Below are 24,560 nucleotides of genomic sequence, written 5' to 3'. Positions count from 1 at the left end.
CCCTTTACGTGATCACTAACATTCTGCTTAAAAAACTTATTTAGTAGCTGCCAAGTCTTTGTCAAATTGTTGAAGCTTAGCTAGGAAGTCAGCAGGAGCAATCTTACCTGAATAAGGTCCGCTAAGGAGAGAAGCAGATTCAGTCCAGAAAGTAGCCATTTGGTTAAGTTTTGGCATAACAGTTGTGTAGTCTGCAGAACCAGTCATGCTAGATACAGCCTTAGCCAATTCATTAGAAGTAACGGCGTCAGATGATTGAACTTCCTTGTTTGATGGAATGATGTTACGAGTCTTGAATTGGTTTTCTTGACTTTCAGCGTTAGTTAGGTAAGCTGCAAGTTTGTATGAAGCAGCAATACGTTTAGCATCACCTTTAGCAGGTGCTTGGTTAACGGCATAAAGTTTAACACCCATGAAGGCTTTTTGTTGAACAGTGTCGCCACCAATAGTTACTGTTGGATAAACAGCGATTCCAAGGTTATCTTTACCAACAGCTTCTTCAGCAGCAGAGTAGTTCCATGGACCAGTTTCGATAGCAGCAACAGTACCATCACCAAATTTAGAAACAGCTTCAGCATCAGTAACGTTCACGAAGCCTTTGTTGTCTTTTTGGTCAGCCAACCATTGCATTACTGCAACACCTTTATCGTTACCCCAGTTTGTACCGTCAACAGTTTCACCATCTTCACCAAAGAGTGTATTACCGACTGAAAGCATCAATGGAGCAGTTGCATAAGCATTAACTTCTTTCAATGAAGCTCCAAAAGTTGCTTTTGATGTGATTGTTTCGTATGATTTTACATCATCTGCAGAAAGTTTAGATTTGTTGTAGAAAAGAACTTGAGATTCTACACCAAATGGGAAGGCATAAGTTTTACCTTTGTATTGTGCCCCTGCAACAGCGTTTTCAACGTTGTTGTCAGCTACTTCTGTAGCGTATTTTTCAGGGATTTCTTGGATAACTCCTGATTCAACCAATTGACCAAGTTGATCGTGTGGAAGTGAGAAGACGTCTGCAGCCTTTTCTGGGTCTTTCTTCACGTTTTCTTGAGCTTTTGAGTCGTTAGATTCAACAATCTTAACAGATACGCCTTCAGCTTTTTCGAAAGCTTTTACTGTTGCTTCATATGATTCTTTAGCATCAGTAGGCACCCAAAGTTTGAGTGATACTTTATCAGATGAAGTTGATTCTTTTGAACCATTAGATGAGCAGGCAGCGAGAGTTGCGATTGATGCAAGTGCTACACCACTAGTGACGACTTTTTTCCAAGTGTTCTTCTTCATTGTTTTTCTCCTCCTAGAGAATGTTTTATTATTTACAAGTATATTATGCAACCGTTTGCAGTTTTTGTCAAGTATTTTTTTAAAAAAATTTCAAAAAAAATTCCATAGGACAGAAATTTTTTAGTGTTGTGGCATAAAAATGCACGTTTTTTCGGAAAACGATTGCATTATCTCTTTTAAAAGTGTATTCTTAAAATAAAGGAACCGTTTTTAGGTTAACAGCTCTATTATTTTTGGACATAATAATTCGTCACTTATATAGAAGAAAGTTATGTGAATCGTTTTTTTGAGAGCTGAAAAATACAGATTATATATACTAGAAAAAGAGGAGGTTGGGATGGTTACAATAAAAGACGTGGCGGCTAAAGCTGGTGTTAATCCATCTACAGTTAGTCGTGTTCTAAAAAACAATACATCAATTTCACAAAAGACAAAAGAACGTGTTCGCAAGGCAATGCAGGAACTTGGCTATGTTCCCAACGCAGCAGCACAGATGTTAGCGAGCGGACTAACTTATAATATAGGACTTGTTTTCCCTCCGTTGGTAACCCCAGACCGCTTAAGCGAACCATTCTTTATGAGGATTTTAACAACGATTACGAATGAAGCAAGAGCAAATGACTTTACTGTTTCTATTGCAACGGGCGAATCAATGGGAGAAGTTGAAGAACAAGTTAAGCTTATGCACCGTCAGAAAAGAGTGGATGGCTTTATTATTTTATATTCAGATGCCAACGATCCTGTTCGGAGATACTTACTAGCAAATAATCTACCTTTTGTGGTAGTGGGGGCTCCTGAAGGCTTTGAAAATGATATCACCTATGTCAATAATGATAATCAGCTCATGGGGAAAACAGCAGTAACTCATCTTTATGAAAAGGGGCACAAGAAAATTCTTTTTGTTACAGATGATAAAACATCAGAAGTTGCTATGGAACGTTATTTTGGATATGTTCGAGGGACAACAAAACTAGGAATCAGGAGTCACGAAGCTTTACTTTTTGATCGTAATGATCCCCAGGTCTTAGAGGAATTGATAGAAACGATCCATAAAGAAAAACCGACGGCTCTTATCGTAATTGGTGATATCGTAGCTATTCGGTTAATGCAATTTTTATCATTCTACAACCTATCTGTACCAGATGATATTTCTATTATTACCTTTAACAACTCCATATATTCAAAATTGATTCACCCTTACTTGACAACTTTTGATGTTAATATTTCTAGTCTTGGTCAGACAAGTCTGCGACATCTTTTGGAGAAAATAAAAACCCCAGCGGAGGTTCATCGAGAATCTGTTATTGTGCCTTTCATTTTTAAAGAAAGAGAAAGTGTCCGTAATTTAACAAAATTCAGTCAAATCAAGTGATATCAACGTTTATAGAACTTTCAATAGGACTTCGATAAGTAGATTATCGAAGTTTTTTAGGAAAATCCTTGACAAACGCAAACGTTTGCGTTATACTTGCATTATCCTAAAACTAAGAAAGACGAGAGGAGCAGGATATGGAAAAACGCGCGAGCGGTGTCCTTATGCACATCACTTCCCTTCCAGGGCAATTTGGCGTAGGAACATTTGGTAAATCTGCCTATGATTTTGTCGATTTCCTAGTTGAAACTGACCAAAGTTACTGGCAAATCTTACCGTTAACAACAACGAGTTATGGTGATTCTCCCTACCAATCTTTTTCAGCTGTGGCTGGGAACACTCATTTGATAGACTTTGATTTACTGGTTAAAGCTGGTTACCTTAAAAAATCGGATTTTGACTACTTGACCTTTGGAGATAACCCAGAAGCTGTTGATTATGCGTTGATTTATGAGCGCCGTCGCCCGATTTTGGAAAAAGCTGTTGCTAATTTCCTAGCGTCAGCAGAAGGCAAGAAAGCACTTGCTAAGTTTGAAAAAGAAGCAGACTGGTTGACTGATTTTGCCGAGTTTATGGCATTCAAAGAACACTTTGATAATAAAGCCTTACAAGACTGGGATGACAAAGCTTTAATCAATCGTGATAGCAAAGTTCTTGCAGCCTACCGTAAGGAACTCAAAGATGTCATTGCCTACCATAAAGTAACGCAATATTTCTTCTTTGACCAATGGTTAGCACTTAAGGATTATGCTAATGCTCACGGCATTGAAATAATCGGTGATATGCCAATCTATGTTTCTGCTGATAGTGTGGAAGTTTGGACTATGCCAGAACTTTTCAAATTAGATGCAGCTAAGAAGCCTAAATTTATTGCTGGTTGTCCGCCAGATGGCTTCTCAGAGGATGGTCAACTTTGGGGAAATCCAATATATGATTGGAAGACTCATGCAGCAAGTAATTTTGCATGGTGGGTTTACCGTATTCGTGAAGGATTTAAGATTTATGATTTGCTTCGTATTGACCACTTTAAAGGCTTCTCTGATTTCTGGGAAATTCCTGGTGGAGATGATACGGCTAAAAATGGTAAGTGGCAACCTGGTCCTGGAAAAGCCTTATTTGATGCCGTGAAAGCAGAACTTGGTGAACTACCAATTATTGCTGAAAATCTCGGCTATATTGATGAAAAAGCAGAGCAACTTTTAGCTGACACAGCTTTTCCTGGAATGAAAATCTTAGAATTTGGTTTCTACGATACCGAAGGAAAGAGTATTGATATCCCACATAATTATATCGCTGATTCAGTGGCTTATGCAGGAACTCATGATAACGAAGTTATCAATGGTTGGTACGAAAACTTGACTGAAGAACAACAAGCATTTGCTAATGCCTACATTCGCCGTCAAGAAAATGAACCAATTTCAGAAGCAATGCTCCGTGCTCTGTTTGCTAGCGTTAGTGATGTGACGATTGTCTGCATGCAAGATTTGTTAGATAAGCCTGCAGAAACACGGATGAATATGCCAAATACAGTTGGTGGAAACTGGCAATGGCGGATGTTGTCAACTGATTTGACAGCTGATAGGAAAGCTTTCTTGAAGGAAATCACTTCTCTCTACGCTCGTAAAAATACATTTAAAGCACAAGATAAATAATATTATTTTGTCGCTTAAGAAAACATCAAGACATTATTGTTATTATCATAAACTAAAATAGATATTTTATAAAAAGGAAAACTCATGACTACATTTACAACTTATCTTGAAACACAAAACAAAAATCTTGCAAATCTCAGCAATGAAGAAATCTACTATCTTTTGTTGGATTTTGTTAAGGAAGCTGCTGCCTCTAAAGCTAAAAATACTGCTAAACGTAAAGTTTACTATATCTCAGCTGAATTTTTGATCGGTAAACTTTTGTCAAATAACTTGATCAACCTTGGCATTTACAAAGATGTGAAAGAAGAATTGGCTGCTGCTGGTAAATCAATTGCAGAAGTTGAAGATGTTGAACCAGAACCATCTCTTGGTAACGGTGGACTTGGACGCTTGGCATCATGTTTCATTGATTCTATCTCTAGCCTTGGAATCAACGGTGAAGGTGTTGGTCTTAATTACCACTGCGGACTTTTCAAACAAGTTTTCAAAAACAACCAACAAGAAGCTGAAGCTAACTACTGGATTGAAAATGATTCTTGGTTGGTTCCAACAGACATTTCATACGATGTGCCATTCAAAGATTTTACCTTGAAATCTCGTTTGGATCGTATTGATGTTCTTGGATACAAAAAAGACACTAAAAATTACTTGAATCTTTTCGATATTGATGGTCTTGATTACGGCTTGATTAAAGACGGAATTTCATTTGATAAGACTGAAATCAAAAAGAACTTGACACTCTTCCTTTACCCAGATGATTCTGATAAAAACGGTGAATTACTTCGTATTTACCAACAATATTTCATGGTGTCAAATGCTGCTCAACTTTTGATTGACGAAGCTATCGAACGTGGTTCAGACTTGCACGACTTAGCTGACTATGCTTATGTTCAAATCAACGATACTCACCCATCAATGGTTATTCCTGAACTTATCCGTCTTTTGACAGAAAAACATGGTATTGACTTTGATGAAGCTGTTTCAATCGTTAGCAAGATGGTTGGTTACACAAACCACACAATCTTGGCAGAAGCACTTGAAAAATGGCCTCTTGACTACCTCAACGAAGTAGTGCCTCATTTGGTAACAATCATTGAAAAATTAGATGAACTTGTTCGTGCGAAATATGCTGACTCAGCTGTTCAAATCATTGATGAATCAGGTCGTGTTCATATGGCACATATGGATATTCATTTCTCAACTTCAGTTAATGGGGTTGCTGCACTTCACACAGAAATCCTTAAAAACAGTGAATTGAAAGCATTCTACGACCTTTATCCTGAAAAATTCAATAACAAGACAAACGGTATTACTTTCCGTCGTTGGCTTGAATTTGCTAACCAAGATTTGGCTGACTACATCAAGGAATTGATTGGTGATGAGTATCTGACTGACGCAACTAAGCTTGAAAAACTACTTGCTTTTGCTGATGACAAAGACGTTCATGCTAAGTTGGCTGAGATCAAATACAATAATAAATTGTCTCTTAAACGTTACCTCAAAGATAACAAAGGTATTGAGCTTGATGAAAACTCTATCATTGATACTCAAATCAAACGTTTCCACGAGTACAAACGTCAACAAATGAACGCTTTGTATGTTATCCATAAATACTTGGAAATTAAACGTGGAAACTTGCCAAAACGCAAAGTAACTGTTATCTTCGGTGGTAAAGCAGCTCCAGCCTATACCATTGCACAAGATATTATTCACCTTATCCTCAGCTTGTCTGAACTGATCAACAACGATCCAGAAGTAGCACCATACCTTAATGTTCACCTTGTTGAAAACTACAACGTAACTGTTGCTGAACACCTTATTCCTGCGACAGATATCTCTGAACAAATCTCTCTTGCTTCAAAAGAAGCTTCAGGTACTGGTAACATGAAATTCATGCTTAATGGTGCTCTGACACTTGGTACAATGGACGGTGCCAATGTTGAAATTGCAGAACTTGCTGGTATGGAAAATATCTACACATTTGGTAAAGATTCAGATACAATTATTGATCTTTATGACAAGGCAGGCTATGTTTCAGCTGATTACTATAATGGTGACGAAGTTATCAAAGAAGCTGTTGACTTCATCGTTAGCGATGAGTTGGTAGCGCTTGGTAAAGCAGAACGCTTAGAACGTCTTTACAACGAGTTGATTAACAAAGACTGGTTCATGACCCTCATTGATTTGAAAGAATATATTGCAGTCAAAGAACAAATGCTTTCAGATTATGAGGACCGTGATGCTTGGATGACTAAGGTTGTTAAGAACATTGCTAAAGCAGGATTCTTCTCATCAGACCGTACAATTGCTCAATACAACGAAGACATCTGGCACTCAAACTAATGCAGTAATAGTGTCACAATGACGATTAAAAATCCAGTTTCGGCTGGATTTTTTTAGTTAAAAGATGAGCATAGAAAACGTTTTTATGCTAAAATGAAAGAAATGACTACATAATGGAGGCAGATATGGAGAATACCTTTTTTATGATTAAGCCAGATGGTGTAGAACGCCGCTTGATTGGTGAAATTCTGAATTTGATAGAACGTCGAGGCTTTACTATTGAGCGTTTAGAGTTGAGGGTGGCAACAGAGGAAATTTTACGTCAGCACTACAGTCATCTTGTGGATAAACCTTTTTTCCCAGATATTTTATCTTACATGCTTAGTGGTCCAGTGTTGATTGGGGTGATTTCAGGGCCAAAAGTTGTTAAGAGTTGGCGAATTATGATGGGTGCAACCAACCCTGTCGATGCGCTACCCGGTACCATTCGAGGAAATTTTGCCATGGGAGCTGTTGATGGTAATATCAAAAATGTGGTTCATGGTTCTGATTCCAAAGAAGCAGCTCAGCGTGAGATTGCATTGTGGTTTGGTGATAAGTAATTATTAAAGTTGTATAGCTTAATTTTGGGGTGAAAATTGTTTTTTCATGAATTATAATGTACCCAACTGCTATATCTTCTTATTTTAAAAATTGAAACTAAGGAAGTTGATCTTATTTCAGCTTCTTTTTTTGAATAACAAAGCTATATAGAAATGCCCTCTAATCAAAATTTCTTGTCAAGTGCGCACAGATAGCTTCTTTTTGATATAATAGATTAGAATGACTGATGCTCTTCTAAAATCAAATTCGGACATCGTCGATTTGATGAACCGTAGTTTTATTTGCATATTTACTACTACGAGCGATGTCTGTTGAATATTCAACCTACAACTATCTTCAAGATAGTTATAGCTGGTTTGATGTTTATTGAGTACAAAATAGTATAGGAATTAGTAATGAATATTGAAGAATTGAAAAAACGACAGGAGAAAATTCGTAATTTCTCCATTATTGCTCATATTGACCATGGGAAATCAACCTTAGCCGACCGTATTTTAGAGCAGACAGAAACGGTTTCTAGCCGTGAAATGCAAGCGCAGTTGCTGGATAGCATGGATCTAGAGCGTGAACGTGGTATCACTATTAAGCTAAATGCGGTACAGCTAAATTACAAGGCTAAAGATGGTGAAACTTATATTTTCCATCTTATTGACACCCCAGGGCACGTTGACTTCACCTATGAAGTCTCTCGTTCTCTGGCAGCTTGTGAAGGAGCAATTTTAGTTGTAGATGCTGCACAAGGTATTGAAGCACAGACCTTAGCAAATGTCTATTTAGCACTAGATAATGATTTGGAGATTTTGCCAGTCATCAATAAAATTGACTTACCTGCCGCAGATCCAGAACGCGTCCGACAAGAGATTGAAGATGTCATTGGTCTAGATGCCTCAGAAGCTGTCTTGGCTTCTGCCAAAGCTGGTATTGGTATTGAAGATATCCTTGAACAAATCGTTGAAAAAGTACCAGCACCGACAGGTGATGTAAAAGCTCCCCTGCAAGCCCTCATTTTTGATTCTGTTTACGATGCTTACCGTGGGGTTATTCTACAAGTCCGTATTGTTAATGGAGTTGTCAAGCCCGGTGACACTATCCAAATGATGTCAAATGGCAAAACTTTTGATGTCACTGAAGTGGGAATTTTCACTCCTAAAGCTGTAGGTCGTGAATTTTTGGCAACAGGTGATGTTGGTTATATTGCCGCTTCTATCAAAACCGTCGCAGACACTCGTGTTGGTGATACCATTACTTTAGCTGACAATCCAGCGACAGAGCCTTTAGCTGGTTATAAGCAAATGAATCCAATGGTTTTTGCTGGACTTTATCCAATTGAGTCTAACAAATATAATGACCTCCGTGAAGCCCTAGACAAATTACAGCTTAACGATGCCAGTCTTCAATTTGAGCCTGAAACATCTCAAGCCCTAGGATTTGGTTTCCGTTGTGGTTTCTTGGGTCTGCTTCACATGGACGTCATTCAAGAGCGTTTGGAGCGTGAGTTCAATATTGACCTTATCATGACAGCTCCATCTGTGGTTTACCACGTTAATACAACTGATGGTGATATGATGGAAGTGTCTAATCCCTCTGAATTCCCTGACCCAACAAAGGTTGACAGTATCGAAGAACCTTATGTCAAGGCACAGATAATGGTTCCACAGGATTATGTTGGGGCTGTAATGGACTTGGCACAACGTAAGCGTGGTGATTTCGTCACAATGGATTATATCGATGATAATCGAGTCAATGTTATCTACCAAATTCCGCTGGCAGAGATTGTTTTTGATTTCTTTGATAAATTGAAATCATCAACGCGTGGTTATGCTAGCTTTGACTATGAAATCTCTGAATACCGCCGCTCACAATTAGTGAAAATGGATATCCTACTCAACGGTGACAAGGTAGATGCGCTCAGCTTTATTGTTCACAAAGAATTTGCCTATGAACGTGGAAAACTTATCGTGGAGAAATTGAAGAAAATCATTCCACGTCAGCAATTTGAAGTGCCAATCCAAGCAGCTATTGGTCAAAAAATTGTGGCACGTTCTGATATCAAAGCTCTTCGCAAAAATGTGCTGGCCAAGTGTTATGGTGGTGACGTGTCTCGTAAGCGTAAACTCCTTGAAAAGCAAAAGGCTGGTAAGAAGCGTATGAAGGCTATTGGTTCTGTTGAAGTTCCGCAGGAAGCCTTTCTCAGCGTTCTTAGCATGGATGACGATGATAAGAAGAAATAATAGGTGCTTGGCTTAGATATTGCACTAAACTGACACACAAAAATCAAACATGAATATTACTATCTCACAACCCTCACCACAAAATAGCCAAGCTGCAAAAGTTATTTTGGCAGACTTGCCAGAGTGGTTTGGTATTCCAGAGTCTACTCAGGCTTATGTTGATGCGGCGGGTGATGAACTTTGTCTTCTAGCAGAAGCAGAGGAAACAGCTATCGGTTTTATCAGTTTGATAGAAACTGAGACAGCCTTTGAAATTGACTGCACGGGTGTTTTGAAATCCTATCAAGGTCAGGGTGTCGGCTCTGCTATGCTAGAAAAACTGAAAAGCTATGCTCGCCAGCATGCTAAAACCTACTTGCTGGTCAAGACCCTGTCGGCAGTTCATCCAAGCTCGTCCTATGCTCAAACCCGAGCTTTTTATGAAAAGGTTGGCTTTCGTCCAGCTAGGTACTTAGAGATATGGGGATCGCAACTACCCTGCTTAGAAATGGTTTTAACCCTGTGATACATGAAAGGAAAACGATGAAAAAATCTCCCTTTACTTCTACTTCTGACCTGATGACTGTCTTTTTTATCCTGCTTTATAGTGCTGGCGTTTTTATCAACATCAAAAATGACAGGCTACTTATAGCGGGTATTTGGGGGCTTCTCTTGCTCGCCAATCTGGTACTTCTGGTCATCAGATATCTTAAAAAAGGCGATAAAAAATGATCTCCCTTTATTTTCTAGACGGTCTTGGCAGCAATTATTTGGCATGCCTATTACTGGGAACAAGAAAAAAGAAAGTATGTCCTTGACTATTAGCCAGAAAGCATGCTTGGTTTATTGAAATTAGCAGCAGAAGTGAGTTCAGTCTCCTAGAGTCTGATTGCAATTGAGACTTTGGCCATTCTTTCAGCCATACGAGCAGACTTGTCAGCGAAAAAACGAAGAGTGCCAGAAAAGGTCAATCCAGGTTATGTTAGTTACCAACTCTCACCAAAATCTGGTCATGACCTCTATCGTGAGTACCCAGAAACCATTGCTTTGGTTATTAAAGATTTTTTAAAGGAAGAAAATAAATGATTAAAGTTGTCGATATAGCTGATGTTACAGTAGATTTGGAGGATAAGGCATTTCATGTGGTAGATGTTCGCAAAGCGGACGAGTTTGCAGCGGGACATGTGCCTGGAGCTATTAATCTGCCTTTAAGTGAGTTAGCTAACCGCTATACTGAATTAGACTTTGAGACTCCCTACCATATCATCTGTCACCTTGGCGGACGTTCTTCTCAAGCCTGTCTTTTCTTAGATGCTCAGGGTTATGATGTCACTAACATCAATGGCGGGACAGCCGCTTGGACAGGTGAGTTAGAGAAGTGTGATTAAATCTGCAAGGAGCAAGAGCAGTCTTGCCCGCGTTTTCTGATGTGACAGTGATTTTTAAAACACAATAAATAAAAATGAATGATGACGGTGTAAAACTATTTTTTATCGTTTCATTCATTTTTTTGTAAGTCAGCCGTTGACTATATCTTTAACAAAATTCGACTTTTTGTCACTTGTGGTGGTTGGTAGATCATTAATACTCTTCGAAAATCAAAAATATCCGTTGTCAACTTGCCTTGATGAACTCAAGTTCTATCGTCGGCTTCGTTTCCTAGGCTACTTTTGATTTTCATTGAGTATAAGCATGAGAGGAGACGAATTGTGTCTTCTCTTTTTGTATGTTCAAAGAGAGAATAATAGGTTCTTAAAATTGTCAAAACTCCTGCAACCAACAGTATTATGCTTAATATCGACCCTATCATTACCGCTGTGAAATTTACTCACTACAGTCTTATGGAGCCAATGAATTTCTAGTTTACTAGATTTCAACAGAAGTGTATTTTTATGTCGTATTTTTGGGGGCTGTGCCGTGACATTATACTTTTTTACCGAGATATAAGCTAAAACTATGGCAATTCATAGGAAATATATATTTTACAGCTATAGGATATAAGTGTAAAATGGTGGAAACAAATCAAAAGAGGTACGTATTATGACAAAAACACATTTTCATTTCGATCATGTCGGCTCTTATCTTCGCCCACAAGCATTAAAAGCAGCGCGTGAGCAGTTTGAAGAAGGAAAAATTTCTCATGAAGAACTGTTAGCTATTCAAGACAAATTGGTTAAGGAATTGGTGGACCATGAAGTCGAAAATGGTCTTCAAGTTGTTTCTGATGGTGAGTTTGGTCGTTCTTGGTGGCATTTGGATTTCCTTTGGAATTTGACGGGATTGGAACAATATCTGCAAGAGGACTCTTATAAGTTCCACGGAGCCAAGACCCGTACGACCAATGTACGCATTGTGGGCAAGTTGGCTGAGAATCCTAATCATCCTTTTTACCGTGATTTTGCTTACCTTAAGTCTATCACACCAGAAGGTGTAACGCCTAAGGTCACCATTCCTAGTCCATCTTTGATTATCAAACGTGACCATCGCAGTGATCTTTACGCTGATTACTATGACAGCTGGACAGATTTCTTGGATGGCTTGGCACAGGCTTATCAAGATACGATCAAGCATTTCTATGACTTGGGAGCACGTTACGTACAATTAGATGACACTACTTGGGCTTATTTAATCCAACAGCTAGAAGACAATAAAAACAATCCTGAGCTTCGTTCAGAATTTGAACAAATTGCTCAAGATGATGTCTATGTAATCAATAAAATTTTGGAAGGTCTACCAGAGGATTTGACAGTGGCAACGCACATCTGCCGCGGTAATTTCCAATCTACTTATCTTTTTGAAGGCGGCTATCACACCATCGCTAAATATCTGGGACAGCTTAACTATGACATTTTCTTCCTAGAATACGACGATGAGCGTTCGGGAGATTTTGCCCCACTTGCGGATATTTGGAACAATCGTCCAAATGTTGAGTTGGTACTGGGTGTCATTACCTCTAAAAAGCCAGAATTGGAAGATATTGACCAAATCATTTCTCGCATACAGGAAGCGGCGGCCATTGTACCACTTGAAAATCTTGGTATTTCAACCCAGTGTGGCTTTGCTTCCACCGAAGAAGGCAATATCTTGACTGAACAAGATGAGTGGAACAAACTCCAACTGATTAAAACCATCACTGATAAAGTGTGGGCTTAAATTGAAGAAGTCGGGCATTGCTCGGCTTTTTTTTGATGGCTTGAAACTAGCCTTTGATGAAAGTGCTGAACTGTGAATACGAGCTCTTATAGTTTATAACTATGGAAAAGCATAAGAAATATATATTTTACACTTATAGCAAACTCTGTTAAACTGAGATTATACTAATAAATGAGGTAATAATAATGACGAAAAAATATTTTGAACATGTTGGCAGTTTCTTGCGACCGGCTGAGTTGGTGGCGGCGCGTGCAGGTTTTGAAGCTGGTACAGTAACAGCTCAAGAACTGAAATCTGTTGAAGATCAAGCTATCAAAGATTTGGTTGATAAACAAATCGCTGCTGGTCTTGAAAAGGTTACGGACGGAGAGTTCCGCCGTGCTTACTGGCATTTGGATTTCTTCTGGGGATTTGGTGGTATCGATCATGTCCAAGCAGCAGAAGGCTATCACTTCCATGATGAAACGACCAAAGCTGACTCTGCCTTGATTGCTGGCAAGATTACTGGTGACAAGCATCCATTTGTGGAAGCATACCAATTCTTGAAGGTCTACGTTGATGAGACAGGTGCACCAGTAGAAGCAAAATATACCATTCCAGCGCCAGCACAATTTTACTTTGAATTGATTCGTGATGCTGAGCACGTTGAAAAACTCAATAGCATCTACCCTGACTTTGAAGAACTGCGTGCTGACATCAAGGCAGCTTACCTTCAAGTTATTGCTGACTTGGTTGCGGCAGGGCTTAAAACCTTGCAAGTGGATGACTGTACTTGGGGTACCTTGGTTGATAACAATTTCTTGGCAGCTTGGGGCGCTCTCACAGGCAAGACGGCAGAAGAAGTTCGTACAGAACTCGGTCATCTTTTCTTGACCCTCAACAATGACGTTTATGAAAATGTCCCAGAAGGACTTTTGGTCAATACACATGTCTGCCGTGGGAATTACCACTCAACATGGGCAGCGTCAGGTGGCTACGATCCGATCGCTAAAGAACTTTTTGGAAAAGAAGTGGTGACTGAATATTTCTTGGAATTTGATAATGACCGCTCAGGCGGCTTTGAACCTTTAGCTGAAATCACAGATGGCAAAGTTGCGGTTCTTGGTCTTATTACTTCAAAAGAAGGAACTTTGGAAGATAAGCAGGCAGTTATTGACCGCATCCGTCAAGCAGAAAAAATCTTGCCTTTGGATCAACTCTGGCTTTCTACCCAGTGCGGATTTGCTTCTACCGAAGAAGGCAATATCCTGACAGAAGCAGACCAATGGAAGAAATTGGCCTTGGTGAAAGAAGTGATTGATGAGGTGTGGGGATAAGAGCACATTCTCATACTCTTCGAAAATCAAAATTATCCGTTGTCAACTTGCCTTGATGAACTCAAGTTCTATCGTCGGCTTCGTTTCCTAGGCTACTTTTGATTTTCATTGAGTATCATGATAAGATAGCAAGAAGCCGGAAGTTTTTTCCGGTTTTTTGTTGTTATGCTCAATGAAAAATCAAACTCACCCTGACAAGTCATACTCAATGAAAATCAGATGATCACAGTTTGTATCGGCAAGATGCAGCTGGGACTCTGTTCCTCTTTTGTTTTAAGTAAACAGGCTGAAACTCAAGACAAGAAGGTCTGAGGAGTGTTAACGTAAGACTGACATTCAATTCATAAGTAAACTATCCTTAGTCAGAAAGCTACCTTAGCCTGCTTGACAGGTAGGAAAATTTTCACTAGACTGGTAATATGACTAAAACTCCGATACTTTCCTTGCAACAAGTGACACGCATAGCTTTGCTGTCCGCCCTTTGTGTGGTTTTACGCTATGCCTTTGCCAGCCTACCCAATGTGCAGCCCATTACCGCTATCTTTTTGCTTTGGGGTCTGCTCGTCTCCCTGAGGGAGAGTCTGCTCATCATGGCGGTGACCATGCTGGTATCGTCCTTTCTCTTGGGCTTTGGTCCTTGGGTGTTCTGGCAGATTTTGGCCTTTGCGCTGGTCCTTTTGCTTTGGCGGTGGTTGCTTTGCCCCTTGTCCAAATTTTTGGCTACCCTAGGTATCAGCGAATTGCTCAGTCAGTCTGTCTTTGCAGGACTGATGGGTGTGGCCTATGGTGTCATCATCGACAGCTGCTATGCTCTGCTCTATGGCATGCCCTGGTGGACTTATGTCTTAGCAGGCGCTAGCTTCAACCTAGCCCATGCCCTCTCAACATTGCTCTTTTACCCCCTACTATTCCCCATCATAAGGAGATTTTCACATGAAAAAAACACTTAGCCTGCTTACCCTACTCTTATCTGTCCTTTTTCTGACGGCCTGCGGCAATAGCACAGCTGATTCGACCAAGACTTCCCAGTCATCTAGTGCGGGAACCGTACGCCTCATTGTCAAAGAGGGTGATAACACGACTGACGAAAAAGTCAGCTTTCAAAAGGGAGATACGGTCATGGATGTCCTCAAGGCCAACTATAAGGTCAAAGAATCTAAAGGCTTCATCACGGTCATTGACGGTGTCGCCCAAGATGAGGAAAAAGGTCTCTACTGGATGTTTGACGTCAATGACGAACTCGCTCCAAAAACTGCCAACAAAATCAAAGTCAAAGACGGTGACAAGATTGAGTTCTACCAGTCAGTCTATAAAGGATAGATAAACACGACACCCAACAAGCTGCCCCACGAACACAAAGCTTCTGCGATCAGCTTGTTTTTTGATGGAAAAGTTTCATCTGGACCAAGCGAAGTGAACCGCCTGCGTTCACGAGCAGTCTGTCGTGATTATTTCTGAGTGGCCCTAGAGCGCAGTCAGTCTGTCGTGATTATTTCTGAACCGCTCTAGAGCGCAGTCGGTTTTTCGCAATTCTTTCTGGGCTGCCAGAGTTCAAAGTCGGTCTGTCGTGATTATTTCTGGACTGCCAGAGTTCAAAGTCAGTCTGTCGCGATTATTTCCGAACCGCCTTAGAGCGCAGGTGGTTTTTCGCAATTCTTTCTGAACTGCCCTAGAGTGCAGTCAGTCTGTCGTGATTTTTTCTGGACTGCCCTAGAGCGTAGGTGGTCTATCGTGCTTTTTTCTGGATAGCCCTAGAGTGTAGGTAGTCTGTCGTGATTCTTTCTGAACCGCCTTAGAGCGTAGGTAGTTTTTCGCGATTATTTCTGAACTGCCAGAGTACATAGTCAGTCTGTCGTGATTTTTTCTGTATAGCCAGAGTTCAAAGTCAGTCTGTCGTGATTTTATCTGGGCTGCCCTAGAGCATAGTCAGTTTGTCGCAATTATTTCCGAACCGCCTGCGTTCACGAGCAGTCTGTCGTGATTATTTCTGAACCGCTCTAGAGCGCAGTCGGTTTTTCGCAATTCTTTCTGGGCTGCCAGAGTTCAAAGTCGGTCTGTCGTGATTATTTCTGGACTGCCAGAGTTCAAAGTCGGTCTGTCGTGCTTTTTTCTGAACCGCCATAAAGCGCAGTCAGTCTGTCGCGATTTTTTCTGGATAGCCAGAGTTCAAAGTCAGTCTGTCGTGATTCTTTCTGAACCGCCTTAGAGCGTAGTCAGTTTGTTGTGATTTTATCTGGGTAGCCAGAGTTCAAAGTCGGTCTGTCGCGATTCTTTCTGGACTGCTGGAGCGCATGAGTAGGGCTGTTCGGTTGTACTGGAATGAGTCAGCGATGTGGTGATATTTCAGTAAGTGATTGGTAGTGGGATGTCAGGAAAGGGAGCTCTTGGATTCTTGTGGGTGTAAAAGAATTTACTGAGGTTATCAGTGTCATTAGATACGGCAAAAGGGTGGTCATTTGATTAAAAAAATAGTAAAATAAACTTAATTAAAAAGGAGATAATGAACGTATGGAAATCCTGCAAACCCTTGCGGCCGTATATATATATATATTAGCGCTTCGCGTCTAAGCAACTTAAAATCGAATCACTTAAGTAACCTGCCAGTTTTCTGTCAGGTTTTTTGGCTTACTCCAAAAAGGGAGGTGCTTGACCATGACTGAAGCCCTCTCTCAAATGACCATTGATCTGCAACAGATCAGGACAGAAGCGCCTGACTTGCTTGACATCTGCCAACACCTCAAAAGCTATCAAACCCGACTGTTAGAGGTCAGCTTTGATATGGAAAATAGTGAGGAGTTTGTGGCACGTTGTAGCAGCGAATTTACCAAAGCTGACGACCTCTTGCAAGGCTATCTTGCCATTGTGAAAAATCCTGATCACTACCATAATGCCCAACAACGTCTGGCAGATGCCCACTTGAAACTAGAAGCCATTGACAAACACCTGCTTGGGCTTGTCCGTCAAATCAACGAAGACGATCTCCACGATTTTGAGGTCAGTATGAGGATGGTCACTGCTGATTATCAGTCCCAAGAAGAGACGACCAAAGAGCTGCAAATCGAAAAAGACCTCATCACTCAGTTGACCCGTGGGGAGAGCCAGTGGACCTATCGCCCAGATATCCGTAACATTGAAGATTTGTGGGACAATTTCTTTGCCAAATTGGCAGAAAACAATGTCCGTCTCTTGGCAGACCACCCATTGACAGACAATGAGAAGTACCAAATTAAGAACCAACTTAATTTTGTCAATTTTTACGAAGCGGCTAAATGGATTTCAGGTGAAAATGGAATTGCCAAAGTTCAGGTGCAGCGAGAAGATGCTAGTTTGGGTACTATTCGACTGGAAGTCCTCTGGCGCTCCAATGTGGCTGGTGGCAAGTCCTCCTATGAAGTGGTCAATCAGATCGTTACAGGAGGAAAGGGGCTTCGTCAACGCCGTGGCGATGTGACTCTACTCATCAACGGCCTCCCCATGATTCAAATCGAACTCAAATCACGCTCCCATCCTTTCAAAGATGCCTTTCGACAAATCCAAAAGTATGAAAAAGAAGGTCAATTTCACGGTATCTACTCTAGCCTACAGATGTTTGTCGTCTCAAATGTCAATGACACCCGCTATATCGCAGCAACCAAAGAATCAAAACTGAATGAGCAGTTTTTGACCAAGTGGGTGGATAAGGACAATACCCCACAGCCCCATCTCTTTGACTTTGCTCGCTCTGTCCTCTCTATTCCCCGAGCGCATGAGATGATTATGCAATACTCAGTGATTGATGACGATAAAAAAGCCTTGATATTACTCCGTCCGTATCAGGTGCATGCTATCGAGGCTATACGAGAAGCCAGTCGTAACCGCCAGTCTGGCTACATCTGGCACACCACTGGTTCGGGTAAGACCCTAACCTCTTATAAAGTCTCACGTAACCTCTTGCAGATTCCGTCTATTGACAAGACCATCTTCGTCATTGACCGCACGGACTTGGATCAGCAGACCACATCCTCCTTTCTCTCTTATGCCGAAAATGATATGGTCGATATTGACGAGACGGATGATACCAGACATTTGGTGAAAAATCTCTTTTCAGATGAACGGCGAGTGGTGGTTACCACTATCCAAAAAATCAATGCCATGATTCGCCAGTTTGACGAAGGTCGTCATGCCAAGCAGTTTCATCGGATCAAGCACCTCAATCTCACCTTTGTCGTAGATGAGTGTCATCGGGCTGTCACCCCAGAACGCCAACGCCAGCTGAGTCAGTTCTTTGTCAATTCGCTCTGGTATGGCTTTACAGGAACTCCCATCTTTGAAGAAAATAAACGTGAACAAAAAGGTGACTTGCCGCAAACAACTCAAGAACAGTACGGCGACTGCCTGCACCAATACACTGTCAAGGAAGCCATCCATGATAAGGCTGTCTTAGGCTTTCAGGTGGAGTACAAGACCACTATGCCCCACTTAGCAGAAGACAGCATACCAGAGGAAGCTTATACAGATGAGAGGCATATGCTCAAGGTCTTGGACAGTATCTTCAATCACTCCAAGCGTAAACTAGGGATTGATAATGGTGTCGGTAAGACCTACGATGCGCTCTTGACCGTCAGCAGTATCGCCCAAGCGCAAGCCTATTACCGCCTGATTAAGGCGGTCAAAAATGGAGAGACACCTCTCACCATCTCAGAAGATGTCAAAAAAGTCCTACCCGACTTTCCCAAAATAGCCATCACCTACTCCATCACTGAAAATGCCGATGGCTCTTTCACCAATCAAGAAGAAATGCAAGATAGTCTCAATGACTACAATGTGATGTTTGGGACACACTTTAGCATGGCCAATATCAAGGCCTACAATGCCGACCTCAACGACCGCTTGGCTCGAAAGAATGACCGCTATGCCTTTCGTGAAGAACAATTGGACATGGTTATCGTCGTAGATAGGTTACTAACAGGCTTTGATGCGCCTTGCTTGTCAACGCTATTCATAGACCGTCAACCCATGAAACCGCAGCACTTGATTCAGGCTTTCTCAAGAACCAACCGTCTTTTTGACGACTATAAGAAGTTTGGTCAAGTCGTCACATTCCAAAGCCCGCAACTCTTCAAGGAAAAGGTTGACCAAGCCTTGAGCCTCTATTCAAATGGAGGGGAAAATAGTGTCCTAGCTCCTGACTGGGAACAGGAAAAGGCAAGATTTCTTGAAAAAGTTCACAGACTTTTGGAGATTGCCCCAAGTCCTGACCAGACCCCAGACCTTGATGTGGCGACAGACCGAGAGTTAAAAGACTTTGCCAAAGCTTTCCAAGAATTTGACAAACTCTTTGCCTCGGTGCAAGTCTATACAGACTATGACCAAGACAGTCTCCTGTCAGAAATTGGCCTTAGCCTCGAAGATATCGAAGACTACTCAGGGCATTATCAAAATGTTATCGAGGAAATCAAGGAGCGTCGCAAGGCTGACCCCGATGATGAGAGTCAGATCTTAGACATCACCTACGAGTTAGAATCCATCCGGACTGATGAGATCAACTACCACTACATCCTCTCTCTCATCCAATCTCTTATCGAGCGCCGTCAGACCACTATCCCAGAACGCGAAAAAGAGATGGTGGATAACTATATCGCCGATCTGGACAAGACCAATCCAAAACTCTCCCAACTCATCGCAAACATGTGGAAAGATATCCAAGCCAACGCTGCCAGCTACCAAGGCCAATCAGTCGCCCAGAAATTGGACGACATCATCGACCAAACTATCCAAGACAAGGTTCATGAAAAAGCTAGCTACTGGCATGTGGGCGAAGACGAACTCCAATTTGTCGTGGACAATTACCGTCAAGGAAAAGACAAGCAAATCGGAGAAAAAGCCATCACCGACTCCCAAGACTATCAAGCCTACAAAGACGCCCAAGGCGACCAAGCCCTCAACAAACTCAAGTACAAAAACATACTAAGATTAGTAGTGAGGAAATCTCCGACGGGAGAGAGTACTCACTACTTTTTTCATTCTCAAGATGATAAAGTAGAGGTGTCTTGTTAAGTCGTGGGGCTTTTTGACGCTAGACGTCGCAACAAAAACTGGCAAGACACCTGTTTTAGAAAGAATGTTATCAAAGTATGTGGGACGCTAGACGTCGAGTATTGAAAATGACATCTCTAAAACAAGGAATCATTCAAGACAAAGAGGTAATATCATGCGTGCAGTTTTTGGGATTGATGTGAGTAAAGTAAGTTCAGAAGTGGCCATTCTAGTCAACGGCGAGAAGGTTCATGGCTATACCATGCCCAATGATGCCATTGGCTTTGCTCGGCTACTTGGCGATTTGAAAACCGTCCACAAGCCAGAAATCATCTTTGAAGCAACAGGCGTCTATTCTCGTCGTCTTCAAGCTTTTCTGGATGAACATAGCTACGCTTATACGCGACTCAATCCCTTAGAAGCCAAGAAGCAACTGGATAGCTTGCGTGTGCGAAAAACAGATCAAATTGACGCCGAAAAACTGGCTCAGTCTCAGTTTGTATTGAATCGTAAACCGACCTATGTCCAAGAAGAAGTCTATCAAGATCTGCGAGATTCAAGTCGGTTCTATCAGAACTTAACTGAGGACATCGTTCGAGCTAAAAACCGTCTGCACAAGGTCTTACAGGTCACTTTTCCTGAATTGGAAACTATCTTGTCAACACCAACTGGGGAACAATACTGGAACTTAGTTACTGCGTTTCCTTGCAAGGACTTCGTGCTTGAGTTAAGCAAGGATGAACTCTCAAAGAGCATCCGTCTGTCCACTTCAAAACGGATTTCTGACGAGCGTGTGGCCTACTTAGCAGAGAAGCTGACAGCACTAGCTAATCAATCTTATTGTGCCGTCAAGAAAACCTCTCCAATCATGGAAGAGGTCCGTTACTATGCAAAAGAATTGCTTAGACTTTCTGAACAGAGACAAGCAATCTTAGACGAAATGGTGGAACTAGCTCAACCTTTACCAGAGTATGACATTCTGCTTTCTATTCCTGGTATCGCTGAGACGACTGCAACAAGTATTATTGGTGAACTGGGAGATATTCGCCGTTTTCAGTCTGCCAATCAAATCAATGCCTTTATCGGTATTGACCTGAGACACTATGAATCTGGAAACTTCATCGCTAAGGAACACATTACCAAGCGTGGCAACCCCTACGCTAGAAAGATTCTGTTCAAATGCATTCACAATATCGCTTCAGCTAGTCACACCAATCCTTGCCATATTGCAGACTTTTATGAGAAACGAAAAAGGCAATCGCAAACGACTTCAACCAAGCCACACACGATTGCCTCCATACATCGTCTCATCCGGACAATGTATTACCTCATTATGCATAACAAACTTTACGATTACACTTTAACCCAAAATCGGTAAAACTGTTTATGCCATATTATTGTAACACCTTATTTCAAAAATCACAAAATAAGGTGTTGATTTTGTATACACTTTTTATGTAAATCTTTAGTGTAAAGTAAGGTCACTTCCCTATTTTGATGACTGTATGAAAATTATTTTTTCTCTAAAACCTTGATAGGCTTGACAAATGGTAGAAAAAGCCCTCAAAGAGGACTACCTGAGCATGATCGCAGAAGACATCCTACCCTTGAAAGGAGGTAGGTAGAGTGACTGAAGAAGTGCAAAAATACGTCATCGTTGGGAACGGCTTTGACTTGAACTTGGGGATTAAAAGTTCCTATGGGGATTTTGTGGAGTATATTCAACAACAACAGAAACTATTTGATAATAGGGAAACATACCAACACAATCAATTATTTATAAAGGAATATTCTGGAGGCGGTCAAAACTGGTCAGATTTTGAAACTCTTTTTGAAGAAAGAGTAAAAGAGCTGAATCGTACCCATCAATCATCTACTGAGAGATTGAAATCTGAGTATGAGATGCAACGTTTGAACCAAAATTTACTGGAACTGGAGCAGGAGTTTTATGATTATCTTAATCTAGAGTACCAAAAATGGAGTCGTCGCTTTAAAGAAACGAAAAAGATTGTTAATCCTTTATACCAGTCTCTATTTAAAAATGCTCAAGTGCTTAGCTTCAATTATACAAATAGTATACAAGAATTATTTGAAGCAGAAATAACAGAATCTCAGAATGTAGATACAATGGAGATATTACATCTTCATGGAAATTTAAAAAATCGCAACATTATTTTTGGTGGAAATTTTATTGATGAGAATATTCCTTTAAATGTACCTGGTTCAGTGATGAACGATAAAGCAATCAGAATTAAGAGAGATGCTCAACTTCATGCCCAAAGAGAAAGATTGATATGGCAGACTCAGAGAGGAGCTAACTTTAATCAGACCATAGAACTTTATCTACTTGGTCATTCTATTGTGGGAAGTGATTTGGTATTCTTAAAGCCATTTATTAAAAAAGCGAGTAAGGTTTATCTTTTCTACTATGAAGAGGATTTCATCCCCAAGTTTCAAAAATTGTATGAAATATTTGATGCGTATCTGATGGAGAAATTCCAATTAGTTCCAATGCTTGATATTTTGGTAGACAGCAAGAAGGTGTTAAGTTTTAATCAGTCAATAGAACGAGATAATAAGGCGGCTTTGAATTATTATCTTGACCGTGAGGATTTGGGACTAACTCGGAATAGCATAGAACATTTCAAAAAAGTATATGATTTTCCAATGCCGATCTATCGGACAAATGGAAACTTGGAAATAAATGCTGTGTTTAAAAAGTTTATGATTCCCTTTGATAGTTTTGTTTTTAAACGAATCAAACAAATTTGGGTAACTTCTGAAGAAGAGTTGAAACAATTTTCACACTATATCCCTAAAATATCTTCTGGTTCTAAGTTGAAAATACCTATCGTTTTATACTCAGTTAAAATCAAAAATAGCGGAAGTCCAGTCTCTATCTACAATTGATTTGAGTTGATAAGCGGTTAAGGTTTGAATAACCTCTTGAAGTTTATCGATTACCTCATTTAAGGTCCTAAATACTTTATTCTTGAAACCAAGTTTACGAATCTCAGCCCAGACTTGCTCAATAGGATTCATTTCAGGTGTGTAGGGTGGAATGAAGGTAAATTCAATATTCTTAGGAATATTTAAGGTCTGAGATTTATGCCAGATGGCATTATCCATGACTAAAATAATATAATCTTCTGGATAAGCTGCCGATAGTTGGCGTAAAAATTCATTCATCCAATCACTATTACATCCGCCTGCTATGATGAAAAACGAGTCGCCTGTATGGGCATCCACAGCTCCATAACAATAGCGGTATTCACGAATGTGATGACTTGCTACGTGAGGACGATAACCTTTTGGAGACCAACACGAACCAAGTTTACTGATACGCCCAAAACCCGCCTCATCTTGATACATAAGGCGGATTTTTTGATATTCTTTTCCATCAATAAAGCGCTTACTCATTCTCTCCTCGAATAAAGATTTTATTTTTAGACGCTAAAATGGTTTCGGCGTCTGCTTTTTTCGGATGTTGGGGACGTGGGCTAACTTTACGCCAACCATGACGTTTCAGGAGAGCATAGAAACCTTCTCGGGTTGTCTTGTGCCCAACTCTCTCTTGATAAGCTTTAAAGAGGGTGTTAACGGTAACGAATTCTCCATTCAAAGAGGAAGAGAGTTGCTCTTTAAGGAAATCTTCTTCCTCCTCATGCGTCATATAGGAGCGGCGGCGACCACCACGATTCTCCTTTAAGAGAGCTTCTAAGCCACCACTTAGATAGCGATTTAATAAGTTGCGGACTGTCTGATGGACAAAGCCTACTGATTTAGCTACAGATGTTAAATTATGGCATTCAGAGTAGAGAATAAGGGCTTGAATTTTTCTATGATGCGGAGCATTATTTTTATCTTTAAGGGCTTGCTTTAATTCTTCGACTTGTGTTTGGGTAAGTTCTTTTGTCATAATACTATTATAACGCTATTTTTGATTTTTGTTAAGTATTAGAAGATATTTCAACCAGTATCGACGGTAAATTACTTAGAGAGGAATTACGAGAGATTTTCAAGTATGCTTCAAGTATAACCATAAGAAACTGTACATTTAGTTTTACATTCTTAAAAGATTTGTTAGCAGGAAATACCTGCAAACACCTTGTTTTAGAGAATAATAAAATCCAAGTTGCTGATGAAAACACGTTGGATTTGTGCAAACTTCCATCTTTAGAAACATTTACCTGTGTGGGTAATCGTTTTGAAACTGTGCCTACTACTCAGTTTATTATTGAAGCAAATTCAGAAGGGATTAGTCAAAAGTTACGACAGATACATATATCAAGAAATGAAGATTGTTGTATAAAGCCTATGGTCTATCACTGGATTCAAAATGCTTCTACAATAGATTTACCTTATAATAGCTCCAACCTATTAGTTGAGTTCAAAAATGCAGATTCTATCACCTTGTATGGTGGCGGAGAGACTTTGCAAAATTTGACAATACATCCCGAGGTGAAAGAGTTGAAATTAGTCAATCTAAATTTCAGCAACTCTAAGCTATCAAGTCTTTTTGACAGTAAGGAGCTGTCATGTCTGAGAAGTCTAACTTTCGAAAATATTGGTAATGAACCAATCTATGACATCTGGACAAATAATATTGATGTTTTGATAAATGGAAAAGTCCACAAATATATGGATTTGGTGTTAAAAGACTAAAAGG

Annotated in this window: 18 protein-coding genes and 1 pseudogene; 17 read left to right on the top strand and 2 right to left on the bottom strand. The window is 40.4% G+C overall.

Annotated elements, in window-relative coordinates; all coding sequences use genetic code 11:
- Positions 1–36: 36 nt before the first annotated feature.
- Positions 37–1,284, bottom strand: a complete 1,248-nt coding sequence (locus ABZ559_RS10100; RefSeq protein ID WP_018375052.1) for an extracellular solute-binding protein — start codon at positions 1,282–1,284, stop codon at positions 37–39.
- 337 nt (positions 1,285–1,621) lie between these two features.
- Between ABZ559_RS10100 and ABZ559_RS10095 the strand changes: the two genes are divergently transcribed.
- The 16 genes from ABZ559_RS10095 to ABZ559_RS10020 all read left to right on the top strand — a co-directional run bounded on the left by ABZ559_RS10095 (position 1,622) and on the right by ABZ559_RS10020 (position 22,801).
- Positions 1,622–2,656 carry a LacI family DNA-binding transcriptional regulator gene (locus tag ABZ559_RS10095; RefSeq protein ID WP_018375053.1) on the top strand — a complete coding sequence of 345 codons (1,035 nt, stop codon included), beginning with the start codon at positions 1,622–1,624 and terminating at the stop codon, positions 2,654–2,656.
- A 137-nt stretch (positions 2,657–2,793) separates the two neighbouring features.
- Complete coding sequence (malQ, locus tag ABZ559_RS10090; protein ID WP_367006248.1) at positions 2,794–4,308, top strand: 4-alpha-glucanotransferase; 1,515 nt, start codon at positions 2,794–2,796, stop codon at positions 4,306–4,308.
- 84 nt (positions 4,309–4,392) lie between these two features.
- Positions 4,393–6,654 carry a glycogen/starch/alpha-glucan family phosphorylase gene (gene glgP / locus ABZ559_RS10085; protein ID WP_367006246.1) on the top strand — a complete coding sequence of 754 codons (2,262 nt, stop codon included), beginning with the start codon at positions 4,393–4,395 and terminating at the stop codon, positions 6,652–6,654.
- Positions 6,655–6,779: 125 nt separating this feature from the next.
- The gene (ndk, locus tag ABZ559_RS10080) at positions 6,780–7,196 is read left to right on the top strand and encodes a nucleoside-diphosphate kinase (protein ID WP_018375056.1); all 417 of its coding nucleotides are present in this window, start codon (positions 6,780–6,782) and stop codon (positions 7,194–7,196) included.
- Positions 7,197–7,592: 396 nt separating this feature from the next.
- Positions 7,593–9,428 (top strand): translation elongation factor 4, encoded by a 1,836-nt coding sequence (gene lepA / locus ABZ559_RS10075; protein WP_367006244.1) that lies wholly within the window; start codon positions 7,593–7,595, stop codon positions 9,426–9,428.
- A gap of 49 nt (positions 9,429–9,477) precedes the next feature.
- Positions 9,478–9,933, top strand: coding sequence for a GNAT family N-acetyltransferase (locus tag ABZ559_RS10070; protein ID WP_367006242.1), 456 nt, complete (start codon positions 9,478–9,480; stop codon positions 9,931–9,933).
- Complete coding sequence (locus ABZ559_RS10065; RefSeq protein WP_367007670.1) at positions 9,888–10,139, top strand: hypothetical protein; 252 nt, start codon at positions 9,888–9,890, stop codon at positions 10,137–10,139. Before ABZ559_RS10070 ends, ABZ559_RS10065 begins: the two co-directional genes overlap by 46 nt.
- A gap of 171 nt (positions 10,140–10,310) precedes the next feature.
- Positions 10,311–10,493 (top strand): hypothetical protein, encoded by a 183-nt coding sequence (locus ABZ559_RS10060; protein ID WP_367006241.1) that lies wholly within the window; start codon positions 10,311–10,313, stop codon positions 10,491–10,493.
- Positions 10,490–10,795 (top strand): rhodanese-like domain-containing protein, encoded by a 306-nt coding sequence (locus tag ABZ559_RS10055; RefSeq protein WP_367006239.1) that lies wholly within the window; start codon positions 10,490–10,492, stop codon positions 10,793–10,795. The genes ABZ559_RS10060 and ABZ559_RS10055 overlap by 4 nt, the downstream gene beginning before the upstream one ends.
- 652 nt (positions 10,796–11,447) lie before the next feature.
- The gene (locus ABZ559_RS10050) at positions 11,448–12,560 is read left to right on the top strand and encodes a vitamin B12 independent methionine synthase (protein WP_018376058.1); all 1,113 of its coding nucleotides are present in this window, start codon (positions 11,448–11,450) and stop codon (positions 12,558–12,560) included.
- Positions 12,561–12,745: 185 nt separating this feature from the next.
- The gene (locus tag ABZ559_RS10045; RefSeq protein WP_367006238.1) at positions 12,746–13,876 is read left to right on the top strand and encodes a 5-methyltetrahydropteroyltriglutamate--homocysteine S-methyltransferase; all 1,131 of its coding nucleotides are present in this window, start codon (positions 12,746–12,748) and stop codon (positions 13,874–13,876) included.
- Between the two features lie 419 nt (positions 13,877–14,295).
- Positions 14,296–14,826 carry an ECF transporter S component gene (locus tag ABZ559_RS10040; RefSeq protein ID WP_321057709.1) on the top strand — a complete coding sequence of 177 codons (531 nt, stop codon included), beginning with the start codon at positions 14,296–14,298 and terminating at the stop codon, positions 14,824–14,826.
- Entirely contained in the window at positions 14,810–15,196 is a 387-nt protein-coding gene (locus ABZ559_RS10035) for a DUF4430 domain-containing protein (RefSeq protein WP_367006236.1), read from the top strand. Before ABZ559_RS10040 ends, ABZ559_RS10035 begins: the two co-directional genes overlap by 17 nt.
- A gap of 1,686 nt (positions 15,197–16,882) precedes the next feature.
- On the top strand, positions 16,883–19,912 hold the full coding sequence (locus ABZ559_RS10030; RefSeq protein ID WP_367007654.1) for a type I restriction endonuclease subunit R: 3,030 nt from the start codon (positions 16,883–16,885) through the stop codon (positions 19,910–19,912).
- A gap of 154 nt (positions 19,913–20,066) precedes the next feature.
- Entirely contained in the window at positions 20,067–21,269 is a 1,203-nt protein-coding gene (locus ABZ559_RS10025) for an IS110 family transposase (protein ID WP_367005835.1), read from the top strand.
- 248 nt (positions 21,270–21,517) lie between these two features.
- The gene (locus ABZ559_RS10020; protein ID WP_367006235.1) at positions 21,518–22,801 is read left to right on the top strand and encodes an AbiH family protein; all 1,284 of its coding nucleotides are present in this window, start codon (positions 21,518–21,520) and stop codon (positions 22,799–22,801) included.
- Here ABZ559_RS10020 and ABZ559_RS10015 read toward each other — a convergent pair.
- A pseudogene (locus ABZ559_RS10015) lies at positions 22,754–23,810 on the bottom strand (IS630 family transposase). The gene ABZ559_RS10020 and the pseudogene ABZ559_RS10015 overlap by 48 nt on opposite strands.
- Before the next feature lie 161 nt (positions 23,811–23,971).
- Between ABZ559_RS10015 and ABZ559_RS10010 the strand changes: the two are divergent.
- On the top strand, positions 23,972–24,556 hold the full coding sequence (locus ABZ559_RS10010; protein WP_367006234.1) for a hypothetical protein: 585 nt from the start codon (positions 23,972–23,974) through the stop codon (positions 24,554–24,556).
- Positions 24,557–24,560: the final 4 nt, after the last annotated feature.

It is taken from the genome of Streptococcus sp. ZY19097 (assembly GCF_040731245.1).
In the GTDB taxonomy this organism is placed as follows: domain Bacteria; phylum Bacillota; class Bacilli; order Lactobacillales; family Streptococcaceae; genus Streptococcus; species Streptococcus orisratti.
The sequence above is the reverse complement of the archived record's forward strand: the minus strand, read 5'-3'. Positions and strand labels throughout refer to the sequence as shown.